The organism is Mediterranea sp. An20 (genome assembly GCF_002160055.1).
GTDB classification, from domain to species: domain Bacteria; phylum Bacteroidota; class Bacteroidia; order Bacteroidales; family Bacteroidaceae; genus Bacteroides; species Bacteroides avicola.
In genome coordinates this window covers 23,983-47,524 of sequence record NZ_NFJV01000002.1, presented here as the reverse complement: position 1 = coordinate 47,524, position 23,542 = coordinate 23,983, and the positions used below count along the sequence as shown (strand labels likewise).

The window sequence follows — 23,542 nt, the reverse complement described above, 5'->3', positions numbered from 1 at the left end:
CTACCTTTGCAGTACGAAAAGGAAACAACGATTCAATTATTCACTTTTAAAACCCAAGCATTATGAAGAAATTAGTTTTAGCAGTAGTAGCGATGTTTGCAATGAGTACAATGGTTATGGCAGACAATGACAAACCCGTTCAGGTAAACCAGCTCCCCGCCAAGGCACAGACGTTCCTCAACACCTACTTCAAAGACGTCAAGGTGGCACTGGCAACGCAGGACACGGAACTGTTCAGCAAGAGCTACGACGTGGTGTTCAACACGGGCGATAAGGTAGAGTTCGACAAGTCGGGCGAATGGACAGAAGTGCGCTGCCGCCAGACCGGAGTACCCGCAGCAATTGTCCCCGCACAGATTGCCGAATACGTGAAGACCACTTATCCCGATGCACAAATTCTGCAAATCGAGCGCGACGACCGCGGGGGATATGAAATCAAGCTGTCCAACCGTTGGGAAATCACCTTCAACAAGCAGATGCAGGTGATTGACATTGACGACTAAGAGAGATTTGCTCTAAGCTGAGAGACTGTATCAGGACTTTCTGGTACAGTCTCTCTTTTTATCTTCCTACTACCTTCGTAGAATGAAGCCTCACTATTTATAGTGGCTCGTGATTACGAATAAGGCTTATTAGTATGACGAAAAAGCCTTTTTAATACGACCAAAAAGCCTTTTTAATACGACGAATAAGGCTTTTTCGTCCTATAAATACTCTATAAAGAGAGGGTCGCGACTATATCTTATCACCTCAGATGTACTACCAAAGCTGTGTCGCTCCGCAAAGTGAAACTGCACTTCTCGAACGGGGAAAGAATAAAGAAGACGATGGCCGCAGGCACGGTCACCGTCTTCCACGAAGCGATATAGGCGGGATAAGACGCCCGCCATATATTTTTCAACCAGCCGGTCATCAGAACTCGAACTGTTCCAGCTTCATTTCGCCCAGGCTCTCGATGCGGGGCACGAGGGTCGTGAAATGGGCAGACTTCTGGTGTGCGTCGAGCGAGGGCTGGTCGGCCCACGTTTCGCAAATCATCAGCACGTCGGGGCGCGTGGCACTCTCGAACACATCGTAGGCTATGCAGCCCTTGTCACTCAACGAAGCAGCGACCAGTTCTTTGGCAGCTTGCAGGGCAGCGGCACGATTCTCGGCAGCCACCCGGATGAAAACATTCAGTCTAAGCATGGTTATAAAAGTTTTATATGAATATATTTATTAAAAAGAGCAGGGCATTTACCCTGGTTAGCTGTCTGCAAAAGTAGCAAATCTTCATGAGAAAAGATACCCGTACTCTTTCAATCTTTTCTTGACGGCATCCAGCATCTGGGCTTCAACCAGCCACAGATAGTCTTCGGCCCGAAGAGAATACTGGCGGATGAAGGGGTCGATGGAGACAATGCGCTGCAAATCTTTGTCGTCAGGCGATATGCGGTAGATGACGTATTCTTTGCCCACCGCCTTCTTGATAGCCTGACTGTGTTGCAGCATCTGCTTGAAAAACTCCTCCCATCCGGCAGAAGCCTCCGGACAGATGTATTGTTTGAACAAGGCTATTCTGTCTTCTACGTCCTTATGCTTCCGGCATTTCGCCAAAAACGCTTCGGGAGTCACCCGATAGCGATTCCCGCTTAAAGGAATGGACATCTCGGCCAGCAAAGGCTGATAGGGGTTGGGAGTGACCAAAGAACGCACAATCAGATGCTGCTCGTCCAGCTCAAACAGAGGGCCTTGCTCCTGACTGACCACAGAAGGTATGTAAGTCTGTACCTGCCCCCAGACAAATGCCCCCAGACTGGTCAGGCGGATATAAGCCAGCGAACTGGTGTAGGACACATCATCGGTTGCTACATCCGTATAGGCCACTTCGATAAAGCCGAATGCTGCCATGGCATAGAGCAATCCGTTGATAAAAGGCAGACTCACCTCGCGGTAGAGGTTGTTCAGGTAAACTCCGTGATTCAGCTTGCTGTTGAACACCTCCATCTTGTCGAATATGTTGGAAGAGAACAAGGGCATATAGCGGGGATCTGTCTGCAACAGCCTGAAGTGGATGCCTTCAACCGCTATCCACTGATGCTGCGGCAGGCAACCCATCAGATTCCACAAAGAAAGTGCCACTTGAGTGCCATACGAGTCGAGCAACCCATTCTTACGCAAACCGCTCAGATGGGGCAACATGACCGGAAGAAGCATGGTAGGATAATGCAAGGCATTGAGAAAGATATTCTTCAACTGCTCCTCCGGCCGCTTGACAGAGACGAGTAGCTGTCTGCCTAACGCATACAGGTTTGCCAGGAGCGAACAGCGGAACAAAGCCAACTCCTTAACCACCGCATCGGGGAAAAACTCGTTCACTGACAATAACTGCGATAACTTGCGCAAAACCGACTGGGTAAACTTATTGTTGGAGAAAGCCAGTTGTTTGGCATCATAAAGCCTGTTCAAGACCGACAAGACAACCAATATATCGGGCTCTCCGCTGAAAGTATGCCAAGAAGATTCTGCCGGCAGCTCCTCCCGGTAATGTTTCTCCAAGCTGCAGGCTTCGGGAAAGAATACGGGCAACAAAGCAGCATACAGCCTGCTGTCTAAGCTGAAAAACAATTCCTTATCCCAGAGGCGGCGTTTCTCCTTGCTGCCGATGGCTCTACCTTGCGCGGTGCTAAACCAGACAAGCTTGTCCGATACACCCTTGCCTCCATAGTAAAAATAAGACTCTGAATAATCTGGAGCCCAGCGTTCTCCAGTTATTTGGAAAATATCGTCGGAACTCAGATAATATTGACTCAAGGCGGCTTCCCACACTTTCCGCTCCTGTTCGGACAAGCTGTTTATATAATACAGGAAATTACGGATGTCTGCCAGCATGAAGCACAGGAAATCCAGTATCTCACTTTTTTTAATATTAGCCTGCTTGGACAAATACGAAACGACTTTCTCCGGCACAATCCGGTTGCCCCGGTTATCGATGGCAGTCACCCGCTTCCCGCGCATTAACCTGCGAAACGTGGCAGCCAAATCCTCCAGACTCTCTTTATTTAATAGACAGAGCCTTTGATACCAACCGGCAGAAACTGTCTTGTCCGGTTCATACAACTCCACAGCCTGTTCTATCATCCTATCCATACTTAACCTAATATGTAATTAATATCTTCCTCCGTCAATTGCTTCGACATGGCCGAATCATTTCCTATCAAATCGTTGAACAGAGCCGATTTCTGCTGCTGCAACTGCAATATCTTTTCCTCTATCGTGCCTTTGGTGATGAGCGAATAGCTCAATACCTTGGCGGTTTGCCCGTAGCGGTGCAGGCGGTTGATGGCCTGCTCCTCGGCGGCTTTATTCCACCACGGTTCGAAAATGAAGACAGTATCGGCAGCAGTCAGGTTCAGCCCCACTCCTCCCGTTTTCAGGGTCATAAGCAGCACCATGCACTGGGGGTCGTTTTGAAAACGCTCCACTACACTACGGCGGTCATGTGTGGAGCCTGTCATACAGGCAAAGTCGATGCCTTCTTTCTCCAGACGCTCCCCTGCCAGTTCCAAACCGGCAATGAAGTTGAAGAAGATGACCACCTTATGCCGGTTGGTCACCGCCTCGCAAACAGTTTCCAGCAACAGATTCAGCTTGGGCGAAGCGACTCTGTCGTCTGTCAGACTTTCGGGAACGGAAGCGATACGCCGCAATTCGCTCAAAGCCTGAAACATGATGAATTGCGACTTCTGTATGCCTTCGGATGCGATGCAATCTTGCACCTGCCGATAATAATGCCTGCGGCGTTGTTCGTACAAATCGGCTTGCTCCTTTTCCATCTCCACGAAGAGAGTCTGCTCCGTGCGGTCCGGCAGTTCTTTCAGTACATCCCGCTTCAGCCTGCGCAACAGAAAAGGGAAGATCTTCCGCCGCAAGCTTTCCTGCGCTTCCTTATCGTTTTCCCGCTGAATGGGATAGGTGTATCGCTCGTTGAAGTCGCCCAGTGTGCCGAACATAGCCGGATTGAGGAAATGAAACAATGAATACAATTCCGTCAGATTGTTCTCCACCGGAGTTCCGCTCAACGCCAGCCGATGGCGTGCTTTGAGCAAGAGCACAGCCTGGGTGGTTTGCGCGTTTATGGTCTTGATATTTTGACTCTCATCCAGAATGACGTAGTAGAACTGCTCCCGACAGAAGGCTTCGGCGTCGTTGCGCACCATGGCGTAGGTGGTGAGAATAATCTGGTGCGTCAGAGCTTCTTTCAGATTACGTGTCTGGCCATAGTAAATATAGACAGAAAGTGCCGGAGCAAATTTGCCAAGCTCATCCTGCCAGTTGAAGAGCAAGCTTCGGGGCATGACTACCAGACTGGGCATTTTCTCTTTCGGATAAAGCAGAGCCAGCACGGCAATGGTCTGCAACGTCTTTCCCAATCCCATATCATCGGCCAAGCAACCTCCTAAGTTATTGTCGTGCAAATATTTTATCCACTTCACGCCTTCAAGCTGATAAGGCCGCAAAACAGCTTTCAAGAAAGAGGGCAGGCGGAGTTTCTGTTTCTCCAACTGGTTAAATCCTTCATACACCTTACGATGATGCTTGAACACTTCGCCAGTCAGCCGGCTGTCCAGCAGGTCTTCTATCTCCGGGAGGTCAAAGAAAGATACCTTTACTTCCTTGCCGCTCTTTTTCAACTTGAACAGGCGCTCCAGCTTACGCATATATCCCTCATCCATCAGAGCATGGGTTCCGTCAGACAGCAGGATGTAACGTTGCTTCCGATATTGAGCCAGGAAATGCTGCAAGCTGAAATGCTCTTCTCCCACCTCCACATCGGCATCCCCTTCCAGAAAATCAATGCCCGACGAAAGCTGCAAATTCAAGCGGGGGCGCACCAACTGGAGATTGTATTTGCGGAGTTTGTCTGTGCCTATCAGCTGATAATCCTTCAGCAACGAGAGCAATCCCTGATGCAGGAAGCGGGCAGCTGTATCGCCGGGGATGATAAAGAGATTGTTGTCTTGATACACCTCTTTCTGCGCCTGACGACCGGAAGCACTCTGGAGTATCTGCTTCCTGACCTGAGCAACCGAATCCTCCAACGAAGCATGCTGCAGGGGGCGCACAAGAATCTTCCGGTTCAGCGCGCGGATAGCCACGCGAGTCAAGCCAAACTCGTTAGTCAAATCAACGGGCAGGCCAGGAACCGATTCTATCACTTTCAGAAAAAGAGCATTGTCATCGTCTACTTTCTCAATCAGGATAGTGGGGGTAGCGCGGATGGTTTCTTCATTGTCGTACACGACTTCAAAATCATCGGACACCGGCTGCACATTCTCAATGAACGAGCAGAAAATGGACAAGAAACTCTCCAACAGGTTTTCCTGGAAAGGCTCGACAAAGAATGGAAGCTGCGTGTAGTTATCGCCTATGGGAGACAAAGGATAAAGCGTATTACCCGACAACAGGAAGCTGTCGGACAACAAGCGGAAGTCTTCGCTAAAGCTCCCGTCGTCTAAATGCACCTGCAAGGAAGATTTTACGGAACCGTCCTGCCGACAGAGAACAAGCTGCAGGGAAGCTACGCTTTCACTCACCCGGATGGGAGTCATATCTTCGCCTACGATGTGCTGGCACAAAGCGAGCAGATACAACAGATAAGGGTGGCTTCTCAAACTGATTCCTCCGTTGCCCTTTCCCCACGAGAACTGATATACCTGCTCCTGTCGCACGTTGTCCAGACTCCGCAGCAATTGAGCCTGATGCCCCGTATAATACCGGTAATCGGGATAAATTTCGCTGCCTTTGGCATCGACCGTACTCAAATAGGTATCATCTTCTACGACAGTCAACTTAAAATAAATATCCTTTTCCACACTACCTTCCGTGCGAAAAGAGGAGACTGGTTTGATTTTCAACTTGGAAAGGAAGTTATCCATAAAATCTGCATATTTAACACCACAATGTAATTCAACAGACGAAACAGCATTCCCGTTCGTCAGTTTCCATAATCTTTTACCAACCCCTCCATCAGCCAGTTGGCAAGCGCCTGGCGATTGTCAGCTATGACAAACCGCCGCTGGTCGAAGGAATTTTGTATGTTGCCCAGTTCCACGAAAAGCGCCACGGGAGTAGAATGATTCAACACATAGAGATTGCGCGCGCTGACCGAGCCTTCGAATCCGCGTCCGGGCTGATGCCGGTGGTATTTCTGCTCGAAGACGTCGCGCACGTTGCGCGCCAGGCGCCGCCCGTATTTGCTTCCGTCGGCATGGTAAAAGAATACGTCCACCTGCGCGCGCTTTCCCCGGCTGTCGACGTGCAGGAAGATGGAGCGGCAATATTTGTATTTCTTGCGGTCGCCGGCATAAAGCGCATTAATCTTGTCGCAGCGCTGCTGGAGGCGCGCCACCTGCCCCAGCGGAATGGGGTCGCCCATACACGTCTCGCGCTTGGAGTTGTTCAGATAGCGGTCGTTGCGGATGCCGTCTTTCTTATCCTGGATGATGATGCGCACCTCGGCGCCCTCAGCCATGAGATTACGCGCCAGACGCAGGGCCACGTCGTAGGCATACTCATCTTCGTGCAGTTCGTGGCGCCCCACACGGCCGATAGCTCCCGGGTCGGGGCCTCCGTGTCCGCTCACCACATAGAAACAAGCTCCCGCCAAGCGGTTGCCCGTCACCTTCACCTCATCCAGCTTCTTGCCGAAGAGCGGCTCGTGCAAGGTACGGACTTTGCCAGGCTTCCCTTTGGAGGAGTTCGTGCCATGCTTGGGAGGAAGCACATAACTCACGCCATACAACAATTCTTTCTTGCCTTTGAGGCGCTTCCTGTTCAGTTCCAGAAACTCGCGGTAATAGGCTTGCCCCGAGCGGCTGTTACGCTCCAGGAAAGTGGAAATGCCCTCGCCGCGCCGAGGCTTGTCGGTGGCTTGCTGGGCAGACAGCAGAACTGGCAGCGCCGCAAGAAAGAGGAGGAGAAGAAGTCGGTTCATATCAATGTCTTTATAAGCACAAGTAACTGCTACAAGCGATGGTGTGGCTGCGCACCGGACACCCCCGCTTATAGCCCGCAACTGTAGCCCGTAACTAAAAATAAAAAGCTTTCCGCGGACAAAAGTACGTTATTTTCTGTATTTTTGCGCCCGACAAAGCGTTAATTGATAAGAAACTCATAAAAACGATAGCATTATGGCCAAACAATTCAAGCCCGAGACCCTCTGCGTGCAAGCAGGATGGGCTCCCAAGAAAGGAGAACCGCGCGTGCTCCCTATCTACCAAAGTACCACTTTCAAATACGACACCAGCGAACAGATGGCCAGACTCTTCGACTTAGAAGACAGCGGATATTTCTATACCCGCCTGCAAAACCCCACGAACGATGCCGTAGCTGCCAAGATTGCCGCCCTCGAAGGAGGCGTGGCTGCCATGCTCACCTCGAGCGGACAAGCTGCCAACTACTACGCTCTGTTCAACCTCTGCCAGGCAGGCGACCACTTCGTGTGCTCATCGGCTATCTACGGAGGCACGTTCAACCTCTTCGGAGTAACGATGAAGAAGATGGGCATCGACGTGACCTTCATCAACCCCGACGATTCGGAGGAGGAAATCGGCAAGGCGTTCCGCCCCAACACCAAAGCTCTGTTTGGAGAGAGCATTTCCAACCCCTCGCTCGAAGTGCTGGACATCGAAAAGTTCGCACGCATCGCCCATAGCCACGGCGTGCCCCTCATCGTAGACAATACCTTCCCCACACCCATCAACTGCCGCCCCTTCGAGTGGGGAGCCGACATCGTGGTGCACTCTACGACCAAATACATGGACGGACACGCCACCAGCGTGGGAGGAGCCATCGTAGACAGCGGCAACTTCGACTGGGAAGCGCACGCCGACAAATTCCCCGGCCTCTGCCAGCCGGATGAATCCTACCACGGACTGACCTACACGAAGGCATTCGGCAAGATGGCATATATCACCAAAGCCACCGCACAACTGATGCGCGACCTGGGCAGCATCCAAAGCCCCATGAACGCTTTCCTGCTCAATTTAGGATTGGAAACACTGCACCTGCGCATGCCACAACACTGCCGCAACGCACAGCGCGTGGCAGAATACCTGCAGAAGAACGACAAAGTGGCCTGGGTGAACTACTGCGGACTGCCCGGCAACAAATATTATGAACTGGCGCAGAAGTATATGCCAAACGGCTCGTGCGGCGTCGTCTCGTTTGGCCTCAAAGGAGGACGCGACGTGGCCATCCGCTTCATGGACCATCTGAAACTGGCTGCCATCGTCACCCACGTGGCCGATGCCCGCACCTGCGTGCTGCATCCGGCCAGCCACACCCACCGCCAGCTCACCGACGAGCAGCTCATCGAAGCAGGCGTGCGCCCCGACCTCATCCGATTCTCCGTGGGCATCGAAAATGCCGACGACATCATTGCCGACATCGAGCAGGCGCTGAACGCGTAAAACATCGCCCCGTCTGGAAAGAAACACAGCAATCCCTCGCAGAGGCATCATCTTTGCGAGGGATTTATTGTGAAGTGACTTAAACTTTCCAACTGCCATACGGTCTGATTGGTATTTGATTGGTAATCAGCATACTGGTTCTTATATACAACAGACTTGCTGCTTAGCGTCTGGAAGCGGGCTGCTTAGCACTTGGCTGTTTTCTGTAAAGAGCTTATCAGAAATGCCGTGCTTACCAACGGGGGCGCAAAAAAGTTCAAACGACCTCATTGTCTTTTTACGAGGAAATGATTAATTTTGCCCAGACTATATCCACCCCAAAAAGAAAAAAGACATGGAAACAATCACCTCATTAGACAGGAAACACCTGTGGCAACTGATACAAGCGCTGTCGCTGAACACCGACAACAAGATATGGCTCGCCCAAAAACTGATAAACGAAGCCAGAGTGGAGCAGGAAGAAGAACAGCAGCAAGTAGCCGAACCACCGTGCCAATATGGTATGGAAGAAAAACGGCAACGCCTATACGAAGCCGAAACACGAATCTTAGAAGAAGACCCCGGCATCGACCCGCAGGATATAGAAAAAGAACTCTTCAAAGAAATGCCATGGCTAAAATAAAATGGGATAAATTAGGGCGGCAAAGTCTGTTTGAAATCTTAAGATATGGAAGCCAAGTATGGGGGAAAAAAGCAGCCAGAAACTTAAGGTTGAAAATCAAAGATGCAGAAAGATTATTGTCTGCAAATCCCCTGATGGGGAAAAACGAACCCGAATTGCAAGGAAGCAAACTGCAATTCAGGAGCCTGGTCATACATGAACACTATAAACTCATTTACTATTATGCACCCGAAAAAGACCTTTTGCGAATTGTTGATATATGGGACACACGCATGAGCCCGGCAAACCTTGTAAAAAGAATGTCATAACCTCCCTCCCCATCTTTTAAAAAATCACAAATTCACCGCCCTTTGCTGACATCTTAATTTTTTTTCAGCCTTACGCCTTACATTTTCACAAGGATTATCACTAATTTTGCGGGCACGAAACGCAAAAGATTTCTATCTAATTCATTTATATACACGTATGGCAAAAATAACCAAAGAAGCCGCCTTGCTCTACCACTCGATGGGCAAGCCCGGAAAAATCGAAGTAGTACCTACCAAACCCTACAGCACACAAACCGACCTCTCGCTCGCCTACTCGCCCGGAGTGGCAGAGCCATGTCTGGAAATCGAAAAGAACCCCATCGACGCTTACAAATACACCGCCAAAGGGAATCTCGTAGCTGTCATCTCCAACGGCACCGCCGTCCTGGGACTGGGCGACATAGGAGCCCTTTCAGGAAAACCCGTGATGGAAGGCAAAGGACTGTTGTTCAAGATATACGCAGGCATCGACGTGTTCGACATCGAGGTGAACGAGAAAGACCCCGACAAGTTTGTCGAAGCCGTCAAAGCCATCGCACCCACCTTCGGAGGCATCAACCTGGAAGACATCAAAGCACCCGAGTGCTTCGAGATTGAACGCCGGCTGAAGGAAGAGCTGGACATCCCCGTCATGCACGACGACCAGCACGGCACCGCCATCATCTCCAGCGCCGGACTGCTCAACGCACTGGAAGTGGCAGGCAAGCGCATCGAAGACGTGAAAATCGTGGTAAACGGAGCCGGAGCATCCGCCGTATCCTGCACCAAGCTATACATCTCGCTGGGAGCCCGCCTGGAGAACATCGTCATGCTCGACAGCAAAGGCGTCATCCGCAAGGACCGCGAAGGATTGAACGAGCAGAAACGTTTCTTCGCCACCGACCGCGACATCCACACCCTGGCCGAAGCCATCGAGGGAGCCGACGTCTTCCTGGGCCTCTCCAAAGGCAATGTGCTGACGCAAGACATGGTGCGCTCGATGGCCCCGAACCCCATCGTCTTCGCACTGGCCAACCCCACGCCGGAAATATCCTACGAAGACGCCATGGCTGCGCGCCCCGACGTGCTGATGTCTACCGGACGCTCTGACTATCCCAACCAGATTAACAACGTCATCGGATTCCCATACATCTTCCGCGGAGCACTCGACACGCACGCCAAAGCCATCAACGAAGAAATGAAGATTGCCGCCGTGCGCGCCATCGCCGGACTCGCCAAGCAGCCCGTGCCCGACGTGGTGAACAACGCCTACCACGTCAACGACCTCACCTTCGGCCGCGACTACTTCATACCGAAACCCGTCGACCCGCGCCTCATCACCGAGGTGTCCAGCGCCGTGGCACGCGCCGCCATCGAGAGCGGAGTGGCACGCACCCCCATCACCGACTGGGATGCCTACAAGCAGCACCTGCTGGAACTGATGGGCTACGAAAGCCAGTTTACCGCCCAACTCTACGAACTGGCGCGACAGAACCCCCAGCGCGTGGTATTTGCCGAAGGCACGCACCCCAAAATGCTGAAAGCTGCCGTCGAAGCCAAGGCAGAAGGCATCTGCCACCCCATCCTGCTGGGCAACGACGAACTCATCGCCAAGATGGCCAAGAAGCTCAACCTCAGCCTCGAGGGCATCGAGGTGGTGAACCTGCGCCACCCCAACGAGCAGGAACGCCGCGAACGCTACGCCCGCATCCTCTCCGAGAAGCGCGCCCGCGAAGGTGCCACCTACGAGGAGGCCAACGACAAGATGTTCGAGCGCAACTACTTCGGCATGATGATGGTAGAGACGGGCGAGGCAGACGCTTTCATCACCGGCCTCTACACCAAGTATAGCAACACCATCAAGGTGGCCAAGGAGGTCATCGGCATACAGCCCGGCTACAGCACTTTCGCCACGATGCACATCCTCAACTCGAAGAAAGGCATCATGTTCCTGGCCGACACGCTCATCAACCGCCATCCCGACGCCGAAACGATGATTGACATCGCCAAGCTGACGGCCCACACCGTGCGTTTCTTCAACCAGACGCCGGTCATCGCCATGCTGAGCTACTCGAACTTCGGAGCCGACACCGTGGGAAGCCCCGTCAATGTGCACAAGGCGGTGGAATACATGCAGGCGAATTATCCCGACCTGGCCATCGACGGCGAAATGCAGGTGAACTTCGCGCTCAACCGCGAGCTGCGCGACCAGAAATATCCTTTCACGCGGCTCCTGGGCAAGGATGTGAACACGCTCATCTTCCCCACGCTTTCGTCGGCCAACGCCGGCTACCAGCTCCTGCAAGGCATGCACACCGACGGCGAGCTGATTGGCCCGATACAGATGGGATTGAACAAGCCCATCCACTTCACTGACTTCGAAAGCTCCGTGCGCGACATCGTCAACATCACGGCCGTGGCTGCCATCGACGCCATCGTGGCCAAGAAGAAGGCTGAGCAATGAGCCGGACACGACGCCGACTCTCGAAATCGCAATGCGTATGCATAGCGCTGCTGTGGGCGGCGCTGTGCTACGTAGTGCTGACCGGAGCCGAACGCATTGACGGACCGGTCATCTTGATGATGCTGCTCAGCGGCGCGCTGGTGTTCATCCCCATCGTGAAGGCGTTGAGATAATTGAAAATTGAGAATTGAGAATTAAATGATACTAAACACGGAGACACAGAGGCACAGAGTTTTTCCATCCCTTCGCATGCGGCGAAGCCACGAACTCTGTGCCTCTGTGTCTCTGTGTTTTCATCTATAATCACTACTTATCCCCCTTTACTTATTAAAAAAACACAAGGGGAGTATCACGGAAGTCGGTGAGGTATGAAAAAAGTCCTTCCTCCGGATACATCCCCCTGCTGGAGAGATTCTTAAGATAAAAACAAAAAGCGGACTTAGTCGGCAATCATGATAACCACGCGGTTCCAGTCGTTTTCGGCAAACGGTTGCTCATCACCCTCCATGCTCAACACGGACAGACGGCCCGACTCTATGCCATATTTGCTGACAAGGCAGTCGCGGACGGCTTCCGCACGCTGGCGGGCAAGACGGTGGTTTATCTCAGGAGTACCCGTTCCTGTGTCGGCATAACCCGTTATCGTAGCATTGGAAGCGGGATTTTCTTTCAGATAGTCGGCAATCGCCAGGATATTCATCTCCTGAGCGGGGGCAATCGTTGTCTTACCAATGCCGAAGGTCACATGGCTGCGGATGCCTTTCACCACCGTAGCGGGAGGACAGTCGGGCTCCACATAGACCGTATCCGTACGGGGAGCGGCCTGGGCTACGGCCTCCTTGCGCTGCTGGTTCACGATTTCATTCAGTTCGTCTTCGCTATAAAGCACTTCCGGATATTCTTCCGTCAGGCAGGTGACGCACCTGAAGCCCGTGCCGAACTTATAGGTCAAGCCAAGTGTCAAATCAAAGTAAGTGTCGATGCCATGGTCGTCGCGGCCGTTCCACCGGTCGGAAACACCGTTGGCAAGCAACTCGACATTAAAATCCAAAGCCTCGTTCAGACGGAGACTGCCCTGAAGGCCCAGTCGTCCCATGAAACTGCTGGCATGGCTGAACGAGCGGTTGAAACCGATACCGGCAAGGATGCTCACGTCAAACAGGCGCTCGTGATAACGCCGGATTAGCTGGCTCAGGTTCATCATGCCGTCTACCGTAGTAGAAAAGTAATTGAAGCTTGTAGCCTTGTCGCGCCAGCCGATTCCGGCACGGCCGCGCCAGCCGCCAAATGCCAGACGGGCACCCCACACCGGGCTGAAATACTTACCCACAGCCACAGTTGCTGCCGGGCTGAGCAGACGCCCGAAAGCTACGTCGCCCATGCTGTAAGAAAGGCCCATCTGGCCCTGAATGAACCAAGGATTTTCCTTGGGAGACTTCTCCTGCGCGCCAGCCAACAGGCTACTTCCGAGCAACACGGCGCAGGCAATGAATGACTTCATGTTCATGACTGTATTACATTTTATGGTTCTTGGTTCAGTTGGGATTCCACTGCTTCACGGTCGGAGGGAAGCAGGCGGGAGAAATATTCCCGGTAAATGTAGCTGCCCAATGCATTGTCACGGTTCAGCAGGATCTGCTCCCGGTAGAAGCCAGAAAAAGCATTCCGGATTTCATCCACCGTGATGTCTGTCTGTGCCATCACCCGGTCTTTGCAAGCCTGCATGCCGTCGAAGAAATGCTGCACCGCATCGTTCAGCGGCGTACCGGTGATGCGGATATATTCACCCAGAGCGATACGCACTTCACCGTTCTCCACCATCACGGGCATGTCCATCCGGTTCAAGGAGTCCTCACGGTCCACTAATTGCAACAGAAGCGCATAGGGCTGACTGACACTATCGGCCACGGCAAACTCAAACTTGCCATCGACGATGGTGAAACTGTCAATCGGGTGACGTCCGGTATCGCAGAGATAAGCCATGTCATATTCCGGAAGAGATATGTGACCTTTCAGGGTACATCCCCCGGAAGTGGCAGACGGGCCACAGGAGTAAAGGACCGCAACAGAGAAAAACAGAAAGAAGATTCGTTTCAACATTGTATGCAAAAAATAGTATTTAATAAAGGAAGGCGACCCGGCTAAACAGGTTAGCTGAATCGCCTTCAGACTTTCATTATCTGTCCAGATGCGCAGTAACGCATCTTCGTATGTCCATAACCGCTTAGAAACGGAAGCCGAGTTTCAGCATCGGAACATCAAAGAGCTTGATGTTGTGATGACCTACGCTGTACGTGTCAAAGCCCTGAGGGGCAATGCGAATCAAATCGTAGCGGTAGGCTACCGGCTGCATCTCGAAACCGAGGATCAGACCGGGCGTCAGGCTGTATTCGATACCGGCTACCAATGCGCCTTTGAGTGCAAACATCTGTCCGACTTTGCCGGCAGCAAGGTAAACCTGCTGTTCGATGAGGGTATCATCGTTGGTATCTTCGTTCACTTCACCGCCCGTATTCCCGGTGTTTTCACCCAGATCCGGGTCGTTGACGAACTTGCCCGTGTAGGGTTCCGTCGTTTCTATTCGGGCCATCTGGAAGCCAACCGTGGCTCCCACATAAGGATGGATGCGTGCGTTGCGCGTCTTAAAGTAACGGTCTGTACCGACGTTGACGTACCAGTGGTTCGTAGCCTGTGCGTTGATGTACTTCTGGGCCGGAATCACCATGTCTTCCACGTCCATATCGCCTTCTATGAAGTCCTTCTTCGGAGTGATGTTGATGTTGTAACCCAACGAGAAGTTGAGGTCCCAACAATCCGTGAAGAAGTACTTTGCCTGAAGGCCGATGATGTTGACCAGACTGTTATCATTGAACCCGCTGATGTTCAGGTAGTCGTTCAGATAGCCGGAGTTGGCACCATTGAAGGCATCGCCCGGACCATCTACCACGCCACCCGTTCCACCATTGGGAAGACCGATGGAGCCCCCGAAGTTGTTGTAGCGGGGTAGCAGGAAACTACCCAGGTTATCGTCGTAGAACGAATCACCGCCGCCCAACATCAACGAGATCTGCCATTGACCTTTCTGAGGGCCAAACACTACACCATCCTTCGACTTGCCGCCCTCAAGCTGTGCCCAAGCGGGCACAGCAAGAACGGCTGCCAATAAGATTGTGCAAAGTTTCTTAATCATTGTGTCAAGTTAATGTGATAACTCTAATTATTCTGCAGGTTGCTCACCAGAAGTAGTAGACATGATCTCCAATGCCTTAGCAAGATCTTCTTGAGCCTTATTATAAGCCTCCATAGCTGCATCATACTGAGCCTGAAGAATTTCAACTACCATTGTGTGATATGCAACGCCATCGAATGCACCGGCCTGAGCCTTCTGCAAAGCAACTTCTGCACTCTTCACGTTTTGTTCGGCAGTCGCAACTGCTTTCTGCTGTACAGCAACAGCTTCCTGCATCTTCACAGCAAATGTTTCAGGATCATAAGTAACATAACTACCGTTTTCATCTACTGCGCCAGCTTCTTGCAGATATGTGTCAACAAGATCGGTCAATTTCTCAGAAACGGACTCCTTACCTGCCAACTCTGCATTCAATTCTCCAATCTCAATATTCAGATCTATGAATTGAGCATCTGCCTCAGCCAAAGCTGCGCGTGCAGCATCGTCAGCTTTCTTGGCTTCATCAATAGCAGCTACTTCACTTGCAAATACTTTGTCGTACTGAGCAGCAAGGTCGGTCTTAATACCGGTGTAAGTAGTATTGAGTTCAGTTTGCAGAGCCTTCAGATCTTCATTAGCACTGATGGTAGCTTCCTGTTGAGCAACATAGTCAAGAGCATCCTGATATGCCTTAGCAGCACCACCCTGAGCCTTGTCAATATCAACCGGAGCATAACGATTATCTTCACCGAAAGCAGCCTGAGATACTGCATCAAGTGCAGTCTGATACAATGCCTCACTAAATGTTGTCTTAGTAGCAGTTGTCAACTCAGTCGGTGTGATATCAGAATTATTGATTACAATTTTGGCTGCAGTATGACCGATAACATTATCACCTGTTCCATCCGCATACCAATTAGCTTCATTAACCGTTGTTGGCTTACCATCCTTATCCAATGCGCTTACCAAGTAATCAATATTGAACACTTCATCATCAGTTACTTGAGCGAATGTTTTAGCCATGGCAATGTAAGCATCCATAGCCGGGTCTATCTTTCCGTAAGCTTCACCAACTTTGCCTGCTGCATCTCTCACAGCCTTCATCAAAGCTGCTCCCTCAGTAGTAGTATCAAAGGAATCTGCTGCATCTTTAGCATCATCCTCAATCTGCTTTTGCGTATCAGCCCAATCTAAAGCAGAAGTTTCCTGTGTAACATAAGCAGTAAGAACGCTTTGAACTTGAGCTTGAATTTCAGCAGCTGTTACCTCTGTGTTTCCAGATGTATATCCTGTACAATTCATAGCAATCAGATTGTTCAAATTAGCCTCCGTACGATTAGCGCTACTATATGTATTCCAACTAGCGACAACAGCACCTTCATCAAAGCCATCAATTGCAGTTATCTGAGAAATTGCAGTTCCTTGATACCCCAATGCTTCTGCCTTTATACTTATGACTTCAGCTTCATATAACTCATCATAAGCCTCATCGTAAGCAGCTTGTAAGCCCTCATTCCAATTTGTGATAGCTGTTTGCAAAGCAGAGTACGCAGTATTATATGCATCAGTTACTTTCTTGAAGTCTGTAATATCTACTTGATAATCTGTTTCATTAGCAATGATATTCTTAACTTCTTCCCAATCTGCATAAGCTTCGTCATATTTCTTCTTCGCAGCATCTGCAGCTTCCTGAGCCTGTTTCAAGATAGCTTCTGCCTGGGCAATGTCATTATCATCTACCCACACTACTGTCTTTAATATGTTCAAATAATTTTCATATTGACTCAAGATAGTTTGAGCATCAGCCGGAGTCTTTGACTTATCACCATTGTTGCCCCAAGAGAAGTTCTGGGCACCATTGATAGAAATCGCGCCTACAGGTATTTGATTAGCAACAGCATCAGACATAACCTGTGTTACTTCCATTGTAGACTTGTAAGCTGCAATGTTGAACGATTTCTTGTCAGTGGCAGCCTTAGCCAAAGCCTGATTCTTTTCCTGCAATACACCGGCAGTACCATTCTTAACCACTGTAGCTCCTGTAGCAGGCGTAATACCATCGGGTTCATAGTCTGAATATACACCATTTACAGCTTGATACAAAGCTAAGTATTCCGGAGTGGCTTTCTGACGCACCAATTCAGCTTCTTTCTCTTCTACTTCAGCTTTCAGTGTTGCAATTTCTTCTTGCAAAGCATCAATCTCAGCAGCCCAATCGGTACCTGCGATATCCTTATCAGCCAAAGCCTGCAAGTCTTCCAAAGCACTTTCAGCAGCCATCAGTAGAGCTTTCTTAACTTCAACATCAGCTTCCAAAGTCGGAATCCACAATGTGTTCGTGGTCTTGTTGCCATCTTTGTCTGTATCATAGCCTTCCAGCTTGTTCATTTGAGCATCATACAGTTTCTTCTTAGCATCACGCAGTTGTCCGGTCAGACCATAGTTACCATTGGACTGTTGTACTGCATCACCATATAAAGTTACATAAGCATCCGTAACCGCCTGTTGCAGTGCAGTCAGAGTAGCTTGGTCAAGATCGCTGATGCCGAGAGCCTTTGCTATTTCAATTTGCTTCAAAGCCATTTCATAAGCGAACTGAGCCTGAGCAGCAGAGGCTTGCAAATTTGCTTTTTCAGCCTCAAAAGCTAAAGCAGCTTCTTCTTTCTCGATTTCAATCCTTGCCAGAGTCTGATCCAATAAAGCCTGCAATTCTTGAAGTTCGAGCTCATTTTTTGCTTCCTGCATGTCATTTTCAATCTGCTGTTTTCTAGCCATTTCTTCTTGCAATGCAGCATTTGCACGTTCAGTTTCTGCTTTCGCAGCCTTCAAATCAGCCTCTGCTTGCACTAAAGCTACGCGAGCCTGTTCAACAGCAGCTTTTGCCTTCAGCAGTTCAGCCTTTGCGCCGCGCAATTGCTCAACGCCCCAAGGCTCGTCTGTGTCAACACATCCGGTGAAAACCGGTGCCGAGCCAAGCAACATGCCGGCTACGGCCAAATAAGTCCACTTTTTCATAAAAAAACGATGTTAGTGAATAAAGTTAGTTAATTAATTTAGTTAATATTAATTTATTCTCATCTCAATTCCCATTCTAACACCCCGTCCCTCAGTCGCATGTACCGTTAGCCCGCAGCGCTTGTGTACGTACCAACGAACGATAGTCGGTCGGAGTCATGTGTTGAAACTTCATGAAGGCAGCATAGAAAGTGCTCCGCGAAACGAAACCGCACTGCGAGGGTAACTCATCCATGTTGCAGTCCTCATCTTTCAGCAATGTCTTGGCATATTCTACACGGTACCGATTCAGCAACGTCTTCAGGTTGCACCCGAAAAAACGGTTGACTACTTTCGAGAGATAAGTTGTATTGGTGAAAAGCATCTGGCTGAGCTTAGCCAGGCTGATGGTCTTGTCCAGATACACCTTCCTGTTTTCAAGGACAAACAAGATGTTTTCGTGCAGCAGTTTCATCTTGGGAGTGGCAGATATTTTCTCCACCTCAAGCATTCCGTCAGCCTCCTTATCGAACGGCTGACTTTTTATCTCTCTATTTATAATAGGTACCATACCTATAGCCATTCTCATTGTTGTTATTCGTTTTTCAAATTGCACTACCTGAGCAGCGCAACCGGTATTAATTCAATCCCTGTTGTTCATCATTTGCACGGCAAATATAGAGAGTTATTTTATAAAGCTAATCTTTTTTAGGAGAAAAACTTTAATAAATGCAATATATTTTTAAGAAATCGGACTTTTTTTGCCTTTTGCGACACCAAAGTCCTTAAATAAGGGGTAAATAGGTACATTTAGAAAGTAAGCAAGTATTAAGAAAGAGACCGAACCCAATCTGAAGATGCCGGGGAAGAGCAACGTTCAGCCTGCTTGCGAATCTCGCTTATACCGCAGAAGCATACTGCCACCGTATAAGCAGCACGCTCCTTATATATACCGGAAACACACCTTATATATAAGTAAATGTGCAGAATTAAGTGATACCAAACACAGAGGCACGGAGTCACAGAGTTTTGTTTTCCCCTTCCGCATGAGGGTGTGTCAAAATAGATCCCGCCCCGGATTCGCCCCCTTGAAAAAAAAGCGTTAATCGCACCGAGCATCCCAAATTATTGTTGTACATTTGCGAACGAAACAAAAAGGATAGATTTCGACGCAATGAAAGAGAACTATTATCACGTCGGACTGACCGACGAAGAGGTACGGAAAAGCCGTGCCCAACATGGAGCCAACCTGCTGACTCCACCCAAACGACCTTCCGTATGGAAACTTTACCTGGAGAAATTCCAAGACCCCGTCATCCGCGTCCTGCTGGTGGCTGCCGTATTCTCGCTCATCATCTCCATCATCGAAAGCGAGTATGCCGAAACCATCGGAATATTCTTCGCCATCTTCCTCGCCACGGGCATAGGATTCTACTTTGAATACGACGCTAACAAGAAGTTCGACCTCCTCAACCAGGTGGGAGAAGAAACACCCGTCACCGTCATCCGAAACGGAAAAGTACACGAAATTCCACGAAAAGACGTGGTCGTGGGCGACATCGTCATACTGAACACCGGCGAGGAAGTGCCTGCCGACGGACAACTGGTGGAGGCCGTCTCGCTGCAAGTCAACGAGTCGAGCCTGACCGGAGAACTGATGGTGAACAAGACCACCAACGAAGCCGACTTCGACGACGAGGCCACCTACCCCTCCGACAGCGTGATGCGAGGAACCACCGTCACCGACGGACACGGCACCATGCAGGTGCAACGGGTGGGCGACGCCACCGAAATAGGAAAAGTGGCACGACAGGCCACCGAACAGAGCCAGGAACAGACGCCGCTCAACATACAGCTCACCAAACTCGCCAACCTCATAGGAAAGGCGGGATTCACCATCGCAGCCCTCACGTTCGTCATCTTCACCACGAAAGACCTCTACGCCTACCTGCAGGTGAACGAGGTAACCGGATGGCACCAGTGGCTGGACATCGCACGCATCGTATTGAAATACTTCATGATGGCAGTCACCCTCATCGTGGTGGCCGTGCCCGAAGGACTGCCGATGAGCGTCACACTGAGCCTCGCGCTGAACATGCGACGCATGCTGAAGACCAACAACCTCGTGCGCAAAATGCACGCCTGCGAGACGATGGGAGCCATCACCGTCATCTGTACCGACAAGACGGGCACCCTGACGCAGAACCTCATGCAGGTGTACGACGCCAAGCTGGACGAAAGCCAGCCCGAACTCATCGCCGAAGGAATCGCTGCCAACTCGACCGCCTTCCTCGAAGAAAAAACGCCCGGCGAGAAACCTACCGGAGTGGGAAACCCCACGGAAATAGCCCTGCTGCTGTGGCTCAACGCCAAAGGACAGGACTACATGAAGCTGCGTGAGGAAGCCAAGGTGGTGAACCAGCTGACTTTCTCCACCGAACGCAAGTATATGGCCACGCTGGTCGATTCGACCCTCCGCAAGAAACGCATCCTTTACATAAAAGGCGCTCCCGAAATCGTGATGGGTAAGTGTGGCAACCTCAGCAAGGAACAGATAGCACAATACAACGACCAACTGCTTGCCTACCAGAACAAAGCCATGCGCACGCTGGGACTGGCGTATAAGGAGATTCCTGCCGGCGCCGAAGAAGACTGTGCCGCGCTGGTGGCAGAAGGCGGGATGAACTTCATGGGCATTTTCGCCATCAGCGACCCCATCCGCCCCGACGTGCCCGAGGCTGTGAAGAAGTGCCAGTCGGCGGGCATCAGCGTGAAGATTGTAACGGGCGACACGCCGGGAACGGCCACGGAGATTGCCCGACAAATCGGCCTCTGGCAACCCGGCGACTCCGAACGCAACCGCATCACCGGCGTGGAATTTGCCGCGCTGAGCGACGAGGAGGCACTGGAACGCGTGATGGACTTGAAAGTAATGAGCCGCGCACGCCCCATGGACAAGCAACGGCTGGTGCAGCTGCTGCAGCAGAAAGGCGCCGTGGTGGCTGTGACGGGCGACGGCACCAACGATGCACCCGCGCTGAACCATGCACAGGTGGGGCTCTCGATGGGCACGGGTACGTCGGTGGCCAAGGAAGCCAGCGACATCACCCTGCTGGACGACTCGTTCCACAGCATTGCCACCGCCGTGATGTGGGGACGCTCGCTCTACAAGAACATACAGCGGTTCATCGTCTTCCAGCTTACCATCAACGTGGTGGCGCTGCTCAGCGTGCTGCTGGGGGCGTTCTTCGGCACCTCCCTGCCGCTCACCGTCACGCAGATGCTCTGGGTGAACCTCATCATGGATACGTTCGCGGCAATGGCATTGGCGTCTATCTCGCCCAGCATGGACGTGATGAACGAGAAACCGCGCAAGCGCACCGACTTCATCATCACACCGCCCATGCGCAACAACATCATCGGTGTCGGACTCGCGTTCCTGGCTATCCTCATGGGCCTGCTCGCTTACTTCAAGGGATTGCCCGACGGATTGCTGCCTGATGGCGAAATGAGCGTACACTACCTCACCGTATTCTTCACGGTATTCGTGATGCTGCAATTCTGGAACCTGTTCAATGCCAGCGTGTTCGGAACCAACCACTCCATCTTCAAGGATGCTTCCCATGCCTTGGGCATGCTGAGCGTGGCACTGATTATCCTCGTGGGGCAGTTCATTATCGTCACCTTCGGAGGGAAGGTGTTCCGCACCGAACCGCTCGACTGGCAGACGTGGCTGCAAATCATCGCCTGCACGTCGCTGGTGCTGTGGATAGGCGAAATCTACCGAGGAGTGAAACGCTTAATGAAAAATAAGTAAGTAAATGTGCAAAATTAAATGATACTGAACACAGAGGCACGGAGACACAGAGTTTTTGTTTTCTTGTCCATAGCTCACAGAGTTAATTTCCCTTCTCTCGTATGCGGCGAAGCCGCGGACTCTGTGCCCTCCCGTCATTTTTACCGACAGACAGTTACAGAACTTTGTGTCTCTGTGTTTGATATAAACTAATTCAGATTGATTACTTAAGATGCCGGATTCCCACATAAAGAACTTATTGATAGACTTCGGCGGCGTGTTGATTGACCTCGACCGCCGCCGCTGCATCGAGCAGTTCCGCCGGTTGGGCATGCCCGATGTGGAGAATATGTTGCACGATTGCCACCAGGAAGGCTTCTTCCAACTGCACGAGAAAGGGCTGATTGCCGACGAAGACTTCCGGGAGCGGATTCGCCGCGCCATCGGCAAACCCGTGAGCGACGAAGCCATCGACGCGGCGTGGAACAGTTTCCTCGACGGTATTCCTGCCTACAAGCTCGCTTTCCTGCTCGACTTGCGCAAGCGCTACAGGCTCTATCTGCTCAGCAACACCAATGCCATCCATTGGGAGTATGCCTGCACGCACGAGTTCAACAAGGAAGGACACCGCGTGGAGGATTATTTCGACCGCATTTTCCTGTCTTACCGCATGAAGATGATAAAGCCCGACGCCGGAATCTTCCAGGCTGTGCTGCAAGAGACAGGCATACTTCCCGCAGAAACCCTGTTTATCGACGATGCCGAAGCCAACTGCCGCACCGCACAGTCCTTGGGCATCCGCACTTATACGCCACAAGCTCATGAGGATTGGAGACATCTGTTCCAGTAATCCACCCAGTGTAGCTACCATCGGCTTCTTCGACGGGGTGCATAAGGGGCACCGCTTCCTTATCGGACAGGTCAGACGCGAGGCAGAGGCTCGCCAACTGGCTTCGGCCGTCATCACGTTCCCGGTCCACCCGCGCAAGGTGCTGCAAAGCGCGTACCGCCCCTGCCTGCTCACGACTCCACAGGAAAAAATGGCATTACTGGAACAGACGGGAGTGGAACAGTGTATTCTGCTGGATTTTACCCCCTATCTGGCATCACTCACTGCCCGCGAGTTCATGGAAGTGCTGAAGAACCGTTACAACATCCGCGCCTTGGTCATCGGCTACGACCACCGCTTCGGACACAACCGGAGCGAAGGCTTTGACGACTATGTGCGCTACGGACAGACCTTGGGCATGGAGATATGCCCGGCTGAAGCCTTCCGACTGCCCGCTCCCCGAGAAGAAGTGCCCGTCAGTTCCTCGCTGATACGTCGCCTGCTGCTCGACGGAGAAGTGGCTCAAGCAAACGAATGCTTAGGCTATCCGTATTTCATCAACGGCACCGTAGTCTGCGGCAGGCAGATAGGACACAAACTGGGTTATCCCACAGCCAATCTCCTGCCCGACCATCCCGACAAACTGGTTCCTGCCGACGGAGTGTATGCAGTGCGGGTGGAAACACACGGACAGCATAAAGCAGGCATGTTGAACATCGGAAAACGGCCGACGCTGGACAACGGAAACGACCGCAGCATCGAAGTGCACATCTTCGACTTCAACCAAGACATTTACCACCAGCCCCTGCGCCTGTCGTTTGTGCAACGCATCCGCGGAGAGCGCCGCTTTTCCTCTCTGGACGAACTGACCAGACAGTTGCAGCAAGATGCCGCAGATATACGGGCGCTGCTAAAGGCATGACCGGAA

Annotated in this window: 18 protein-coding genes; 9 read left to right on the top strand and 9 right to left on the bottom strand. The window is 51.4% G+C overall.

The genetic code is table 11. The annotated features are described in order from the left end of the window. Nucleotides 1–62: 62 nt before the first annotated feature. Nucleotides 63–503 carry a PepSY-like domain-containing protein gene (locus B5F34_RS01580; RefSeq protein ID WP_087334372.1) on the top strand — a complete coding sequence of 147 codons (441 nt, stop codon included), beginning with the start codon at nucleotides 63–65 and terminating at the stop codon, nucleotides 501–503. Between the two features lie 409 nt (nucleotides 504–912). On the opposite strand, the gene B5F34_RS01575 is transcribed toward B5F34_RS01580, so the two are convergent. From B5F34_RS01575 to B5F34_RS01560, 4 genes are all read right to left on the bottom strand, one after another. Further along, complete coding sequence (locus B5F34_RS01575; protein ID WP_087334370.1) at nucleotides 913–1,188, bottom strand: putative quinol monooxygenase; 276 nt, start codon at nucleotides 1,186–1,188, stop codon at nucleotides 913–915. An 84-nt stretch (nucleotides 1,189–1,272) separates the two neighbouring features. Beyond that, a complete protein-coding gene (locus tag B5F34_RS01570) occupies nucleotides 1,273–3,129 on the bottom strand; it encodes a hypothetical protein (RefSeq protein WP_140392929.1) in 1,857 nt (618 codons plus the stop codon). 2 nt (nucleotides 3,130–3,131) lie between these two features. Further along, nucleotides 3,132–5,918, bottom strand: a complete 2,787-nt coding sequence (locus B5F34_RS01565; RefSeq protein WP_087334366.1) for a DEAD/DEAH box helicase — start codon at nucleotides 5,916–5,918, stop codon at nucleotides 3,132–3,134. A gap of 59 nt (nucleotides 5,919–5,977) precedes the next feature. Next, the gene (locus B5F34_RS01560; protein ID WP_087334365.1) at nucleotides 5,978–6,976 is read right to left on the bottom strand and encodes an N-acetylmuramoyl-L-alanine amidase; all 999 of its coding nucleotides are present in this window, start codon (nucleotides 6,974–6,976) and stop codon (nucleotides 5,978–5,980) included. Between the two features lie 196 nt (nucleotides 6,977–7,172). Here B5F34_RS01560 and B5F34_RS01555 point away from each other — a divergent pair, with 196 nt between their 5' ends. The 5 genes from B5F34_RS01555 to B5F34_RS17680 all read left to right on the top strand — a co-directional run bounded on the left by B5F34_RS01555 (nucleotide 7,173) and on the right by B5F34_RS17680 (nucleotide 11,999). Next, nucleotides 7,173–8,453, top strand: coding sequence for an O-acetylhomoserine aminocarboxypropyltransferase/cysteine synthase family protein (locus tag B5F34_RS01555; protein WP_087334363.1), 1,281 nt, complete (start codon nucleotides 7,173–7,175; stop codon nucleotides 8,451–8,453). A 334-nt stretch (nucleotides 8,454–8,787) separates the two neighbouring features. Continuing rightward, nucleotides 8,788–9,075, top strand: coding sequence for a hypothetical protein (locus tag B5F34_RS17500; protein ID WP_162609269.1), 288 nt, complete (start codon nucleotides 8,788–8,790; stop codon nucleotides 9,073–9,075). Continuing rightward, nucleotides 9,063–9,383, top strand: a complete 321-nt coding sequence (locus B5F34_RS17495; RefSeq protein WP_162609268.1) for a type II toxin-antitoxin system RelE/ParE family toxin — start codon at nucleotides 9,063–9,065, stop codon at nucleotides 9,381–9,383. Before B5F34_RS17500 ends, B5F34_RS17495 begins: the two co-directional genes overlap by 13 nt. A gap of 157 nt (nucleotides 9,384–9,540) precedes the next feature. Further along, a complete protein-coding gene (locus tag B5F34_RS01545) occupies nucleotides 9,541–11,826 on the top strand; it encodes an NADP-dependent malic enzyme (RefSeq protein WP_087334359.1) in 2,286 nt (761 codons plus the stop codon). Continuing rightward, nucleotides 11,823–11,999, top strand: a complete 177-nt coding sequence (locus B5F34_RS17680; protein WP_087334357.1) for a hypothetical protein — start codon at nucleotides 11,823–11,825, stop codon at nucleotides 11,997–11,999. Before B5F34_RS01545 ends, B5F34_RS17680 begins: the two co-directional genes overlap by 4 nt. A 266-nt stretch (nucleotides 12,000–12,265) precedes the next feature. Here the strand turns inward: B5F34_RS17680 and B5F34_RS01535 are convergent, their stop codons facing one another. The 5 genes from B5F34_RS01535 to B5F34_RS01515 form a co-directional block, all read right to left on the bottom strand. Further along, a complete protein-coding gene (locus tag B5F34_RS01535; protein WP_087334355.1) occupies nucleotides 12,266–13,333 on the bottom strand; it encodes an OmpA family protein in 1,068 nt (355 codons plus the stop codon). A 14-nt stretch (nucleotides 13,334–13,347) separates the two neighbouring features. After that, nucleotides 13,348–13,926 carry a DUF4369 domain-containing protein gene (locus B5F34_RS01530; RefSeq protein ID WP_087334353.1) on the bottom strand — a complete coding sequence of 193 codons (579 nt, stop codon included), beginning with the start codon at nucleotides 13,924–13,926 and terminating at the stop codon, nucleotides 13,348–13,350. Nucleotides 13,927–14,050: 124 nt separating this feature from the next. After that, the gene (locus tag B5F34_RS01525) at nucleotides 14,051–15,016 is read right to left on the bottom strand and encodes a BT1926 family outer membrane beta-barrel protein (RefSeq protein WP_087334352.1); all 966 of its coding nucleotides are present in this window, start codon (nucleotides 15,014–15,016) and stop codon (nucleotides 14,051–14,053) included. A 27-nt stretch (nucleotides 15,017–15,043) separates the two neighbouring features. Beyond that, a complete protein-coding gene (locus B5F34_RS01520) occupies nucleotides 15,044–18,010 on the bottom strand; it encodes a hypothetical protein (RefSeq protein WP_140392928.1) in 2,967 nt (988 codons plus the stop codon). Nucleotides 18,011–18,101: 91 nt separating this feature from the next. After that, nucleotides 18,102–18,578, bottom strand: coding sequence for an AraC family transcriptional regulator (locus B5F34_RS01515; RefSeq protein ID WP_087334348.1), 477 nt, complete (start codon nucleotides 18,576–18,578; stop codon nucleotides 18,102–18,104). Between the two features lie 585 nt (nucleotides 18,579–19,163). Here B5F34_RS01515 and B5F34_RS01510 point away from each other — a divergent pair. The 3 genes from B5F34_RS01510 (at nucleotide 19,164) to ribF (ending at nucleotide 23,536) form a co-directional block, all read left to right on the top strand. Then, a complete protein-coding gene (locus B5F34_RS01510) occupies nucleotides 19,164–21,806 on the top strand; it encodes a calcium-translocating P-type ATPase, PMCA-type (RefSeq protein WP_087334346.1) in 2,643 nt (880 codons plus the stop codon). Between the two features lie 211 nt (nucleotides 21,807–22,017). After that, a complete protein-coding gene (locus B5F34_RS01505) occupies nucleotides 22,018–22,635 on the top strand; it encodes an HAD family phosphatase (RefSeq protein ID WP_087334344.1) in 618 nt (205 codons plus the stop codon). Then, complete coding sequence (gene ribF / locus B5F34_RS01500) at nucleotides 22,607–23,536, top strand: riboflavin biosynthesis protein RibF (protein WP_087334342.1); 930 nt, start codon at nucleotides 22,607–22,609, stop codon at nucleotides 23,534–23,536. The genes B5F34_RS01505 and ribF overlap by 29 nt, the downstream gene beginning before the upstream one ends. The last annotated feature ends 6 nt before the right edge of the window (nucleotides 23,537–23,542 follow it).

Bases quoted from the DNA above. Each gene is read 5' to 3' on its own strand.
- B5F34_RS01565 (WP_087334366.1), bottom strand. From the start codon at position 5,918: ATGGATAACTTCCTTTCCAAGTTGAAAATCAAACCAGTCTCCTCTTTT.
- B5F34_RS17500 (WP_162609269.1), top strand. From the start codon at position 8,788: ATGGAAACAATCACCTCATTAGACAGGAAACACCTGTGGCAACTGATA.
- ribF (WP_087334342.1), top strand. From the start codon at position 22,607: ATGAGGATTGGAGACATCTGTTCCAGTAATCCACCCAGTGTAGCTACC.
- B5F34_RS01515 (WP_087334348.1), bottom strand. From the start codon at position 18,578: ATGAGAATGGCTATAGGTATGGTACCTATTATAAATAGAGAGATAAAA.
- B5F34_RS01545 (WP_087334359.1), top strand. From the start codon at position 9,541: ATGGCAAAAATAACCAAAGAAGCCGCCTTGCTCTACCACTCGATGGGC.
- B5F34_RS17495 (WP_162609268.1), top strand. From the start codon at position 9,063: ATGGCTAAAATAAAATGGGATAAATTAGGGCGGCAAAGTCTGTTTGAA.
- B5F34_RS01575 (WP_087334370.1), bottom strand. From the start codon at position 1,188: ATGCTTAGACTGAATGTTTTCATCCGGGTGGCTGCCGAGAATCGTGCC.
- B5F34_RS01535 (WP_087334355.1), bottom strand. From the start codon at position 13,333: ATGAACATGAAGTCATTCATTGCCTGCGCCGTGTTGCTCGGAAGTAGC.
- B5F34_RS01530 (WP_087334353.1), bottom strand. From the start codon at position 13,926: ATGTTGAAACGAATCTTCTTTCTGTTTTTCTCTGTTGCGGTCCTTTAC.
- B5F34_RS17680 (WP_087334357.1), top strand. From the start codon at position 11,823: ATGAGCCGGACACGACGCCGACTCTCGAAATCGCAATGCGTATGCATA.
- B5F34_RS01525 (WP_087334352.1), bottom strand. From the start codon at position 15,016: ATGATTAAGAAACTTTGCACAATCTTATTGGCAGCCGTTCTTGCTGTG.
- B5F34_RS01570 (WP_140392929.1), bottom strand. From the start codon at position 3,129: ATGGATAGGATGATAGAACAGGCTGTGGAGTTGTATGAACCGGACAAG.
- B5F34_RS01520 (WP_140392928.1), bottom strand. From the start codon at position 18,010: ATGAAAAAGTGGACTTATTTGGCCGTAGCCGGCATGTTGCTTGGCTCG.
- B5F34_RS01555 (WP_087334363.1), top strand. From the start codon at position 7,173: ATGGCCAAACAATTCAAGCCCGAGACCCTCTGCGTGCAAGCAGGATGG.
- B5F34_RS01560 (WP_087334365.1), bottom strand. From the start codon at position 6,976: ATGAACCGACTTCTTCTCCTCCTCTTTCTTGCGGCGCTGCCAGTTCTG.
- B5F34_RS01505 (WP_087334344.1), top strand. From the start codon at position 22,018: ATGCCGGATTCCCACATAAAGAACTTATTGATAGACTTCGGCGGCGTG.
- B5F34_RS01510 (WP_087334346.1), top strand. From the start codon at position 19,164: ATGAAAGAGAACTATTATCACGTCGGACTGACCGACGAAGAGGTACGG.
- B5F34_RS01580 (WP_087334372.1), top strand. From the start codon at position 63: ATGAAGAAATTAGTTTTAGCAGTAGTAGCGATGTTTGCAATGAGTACA.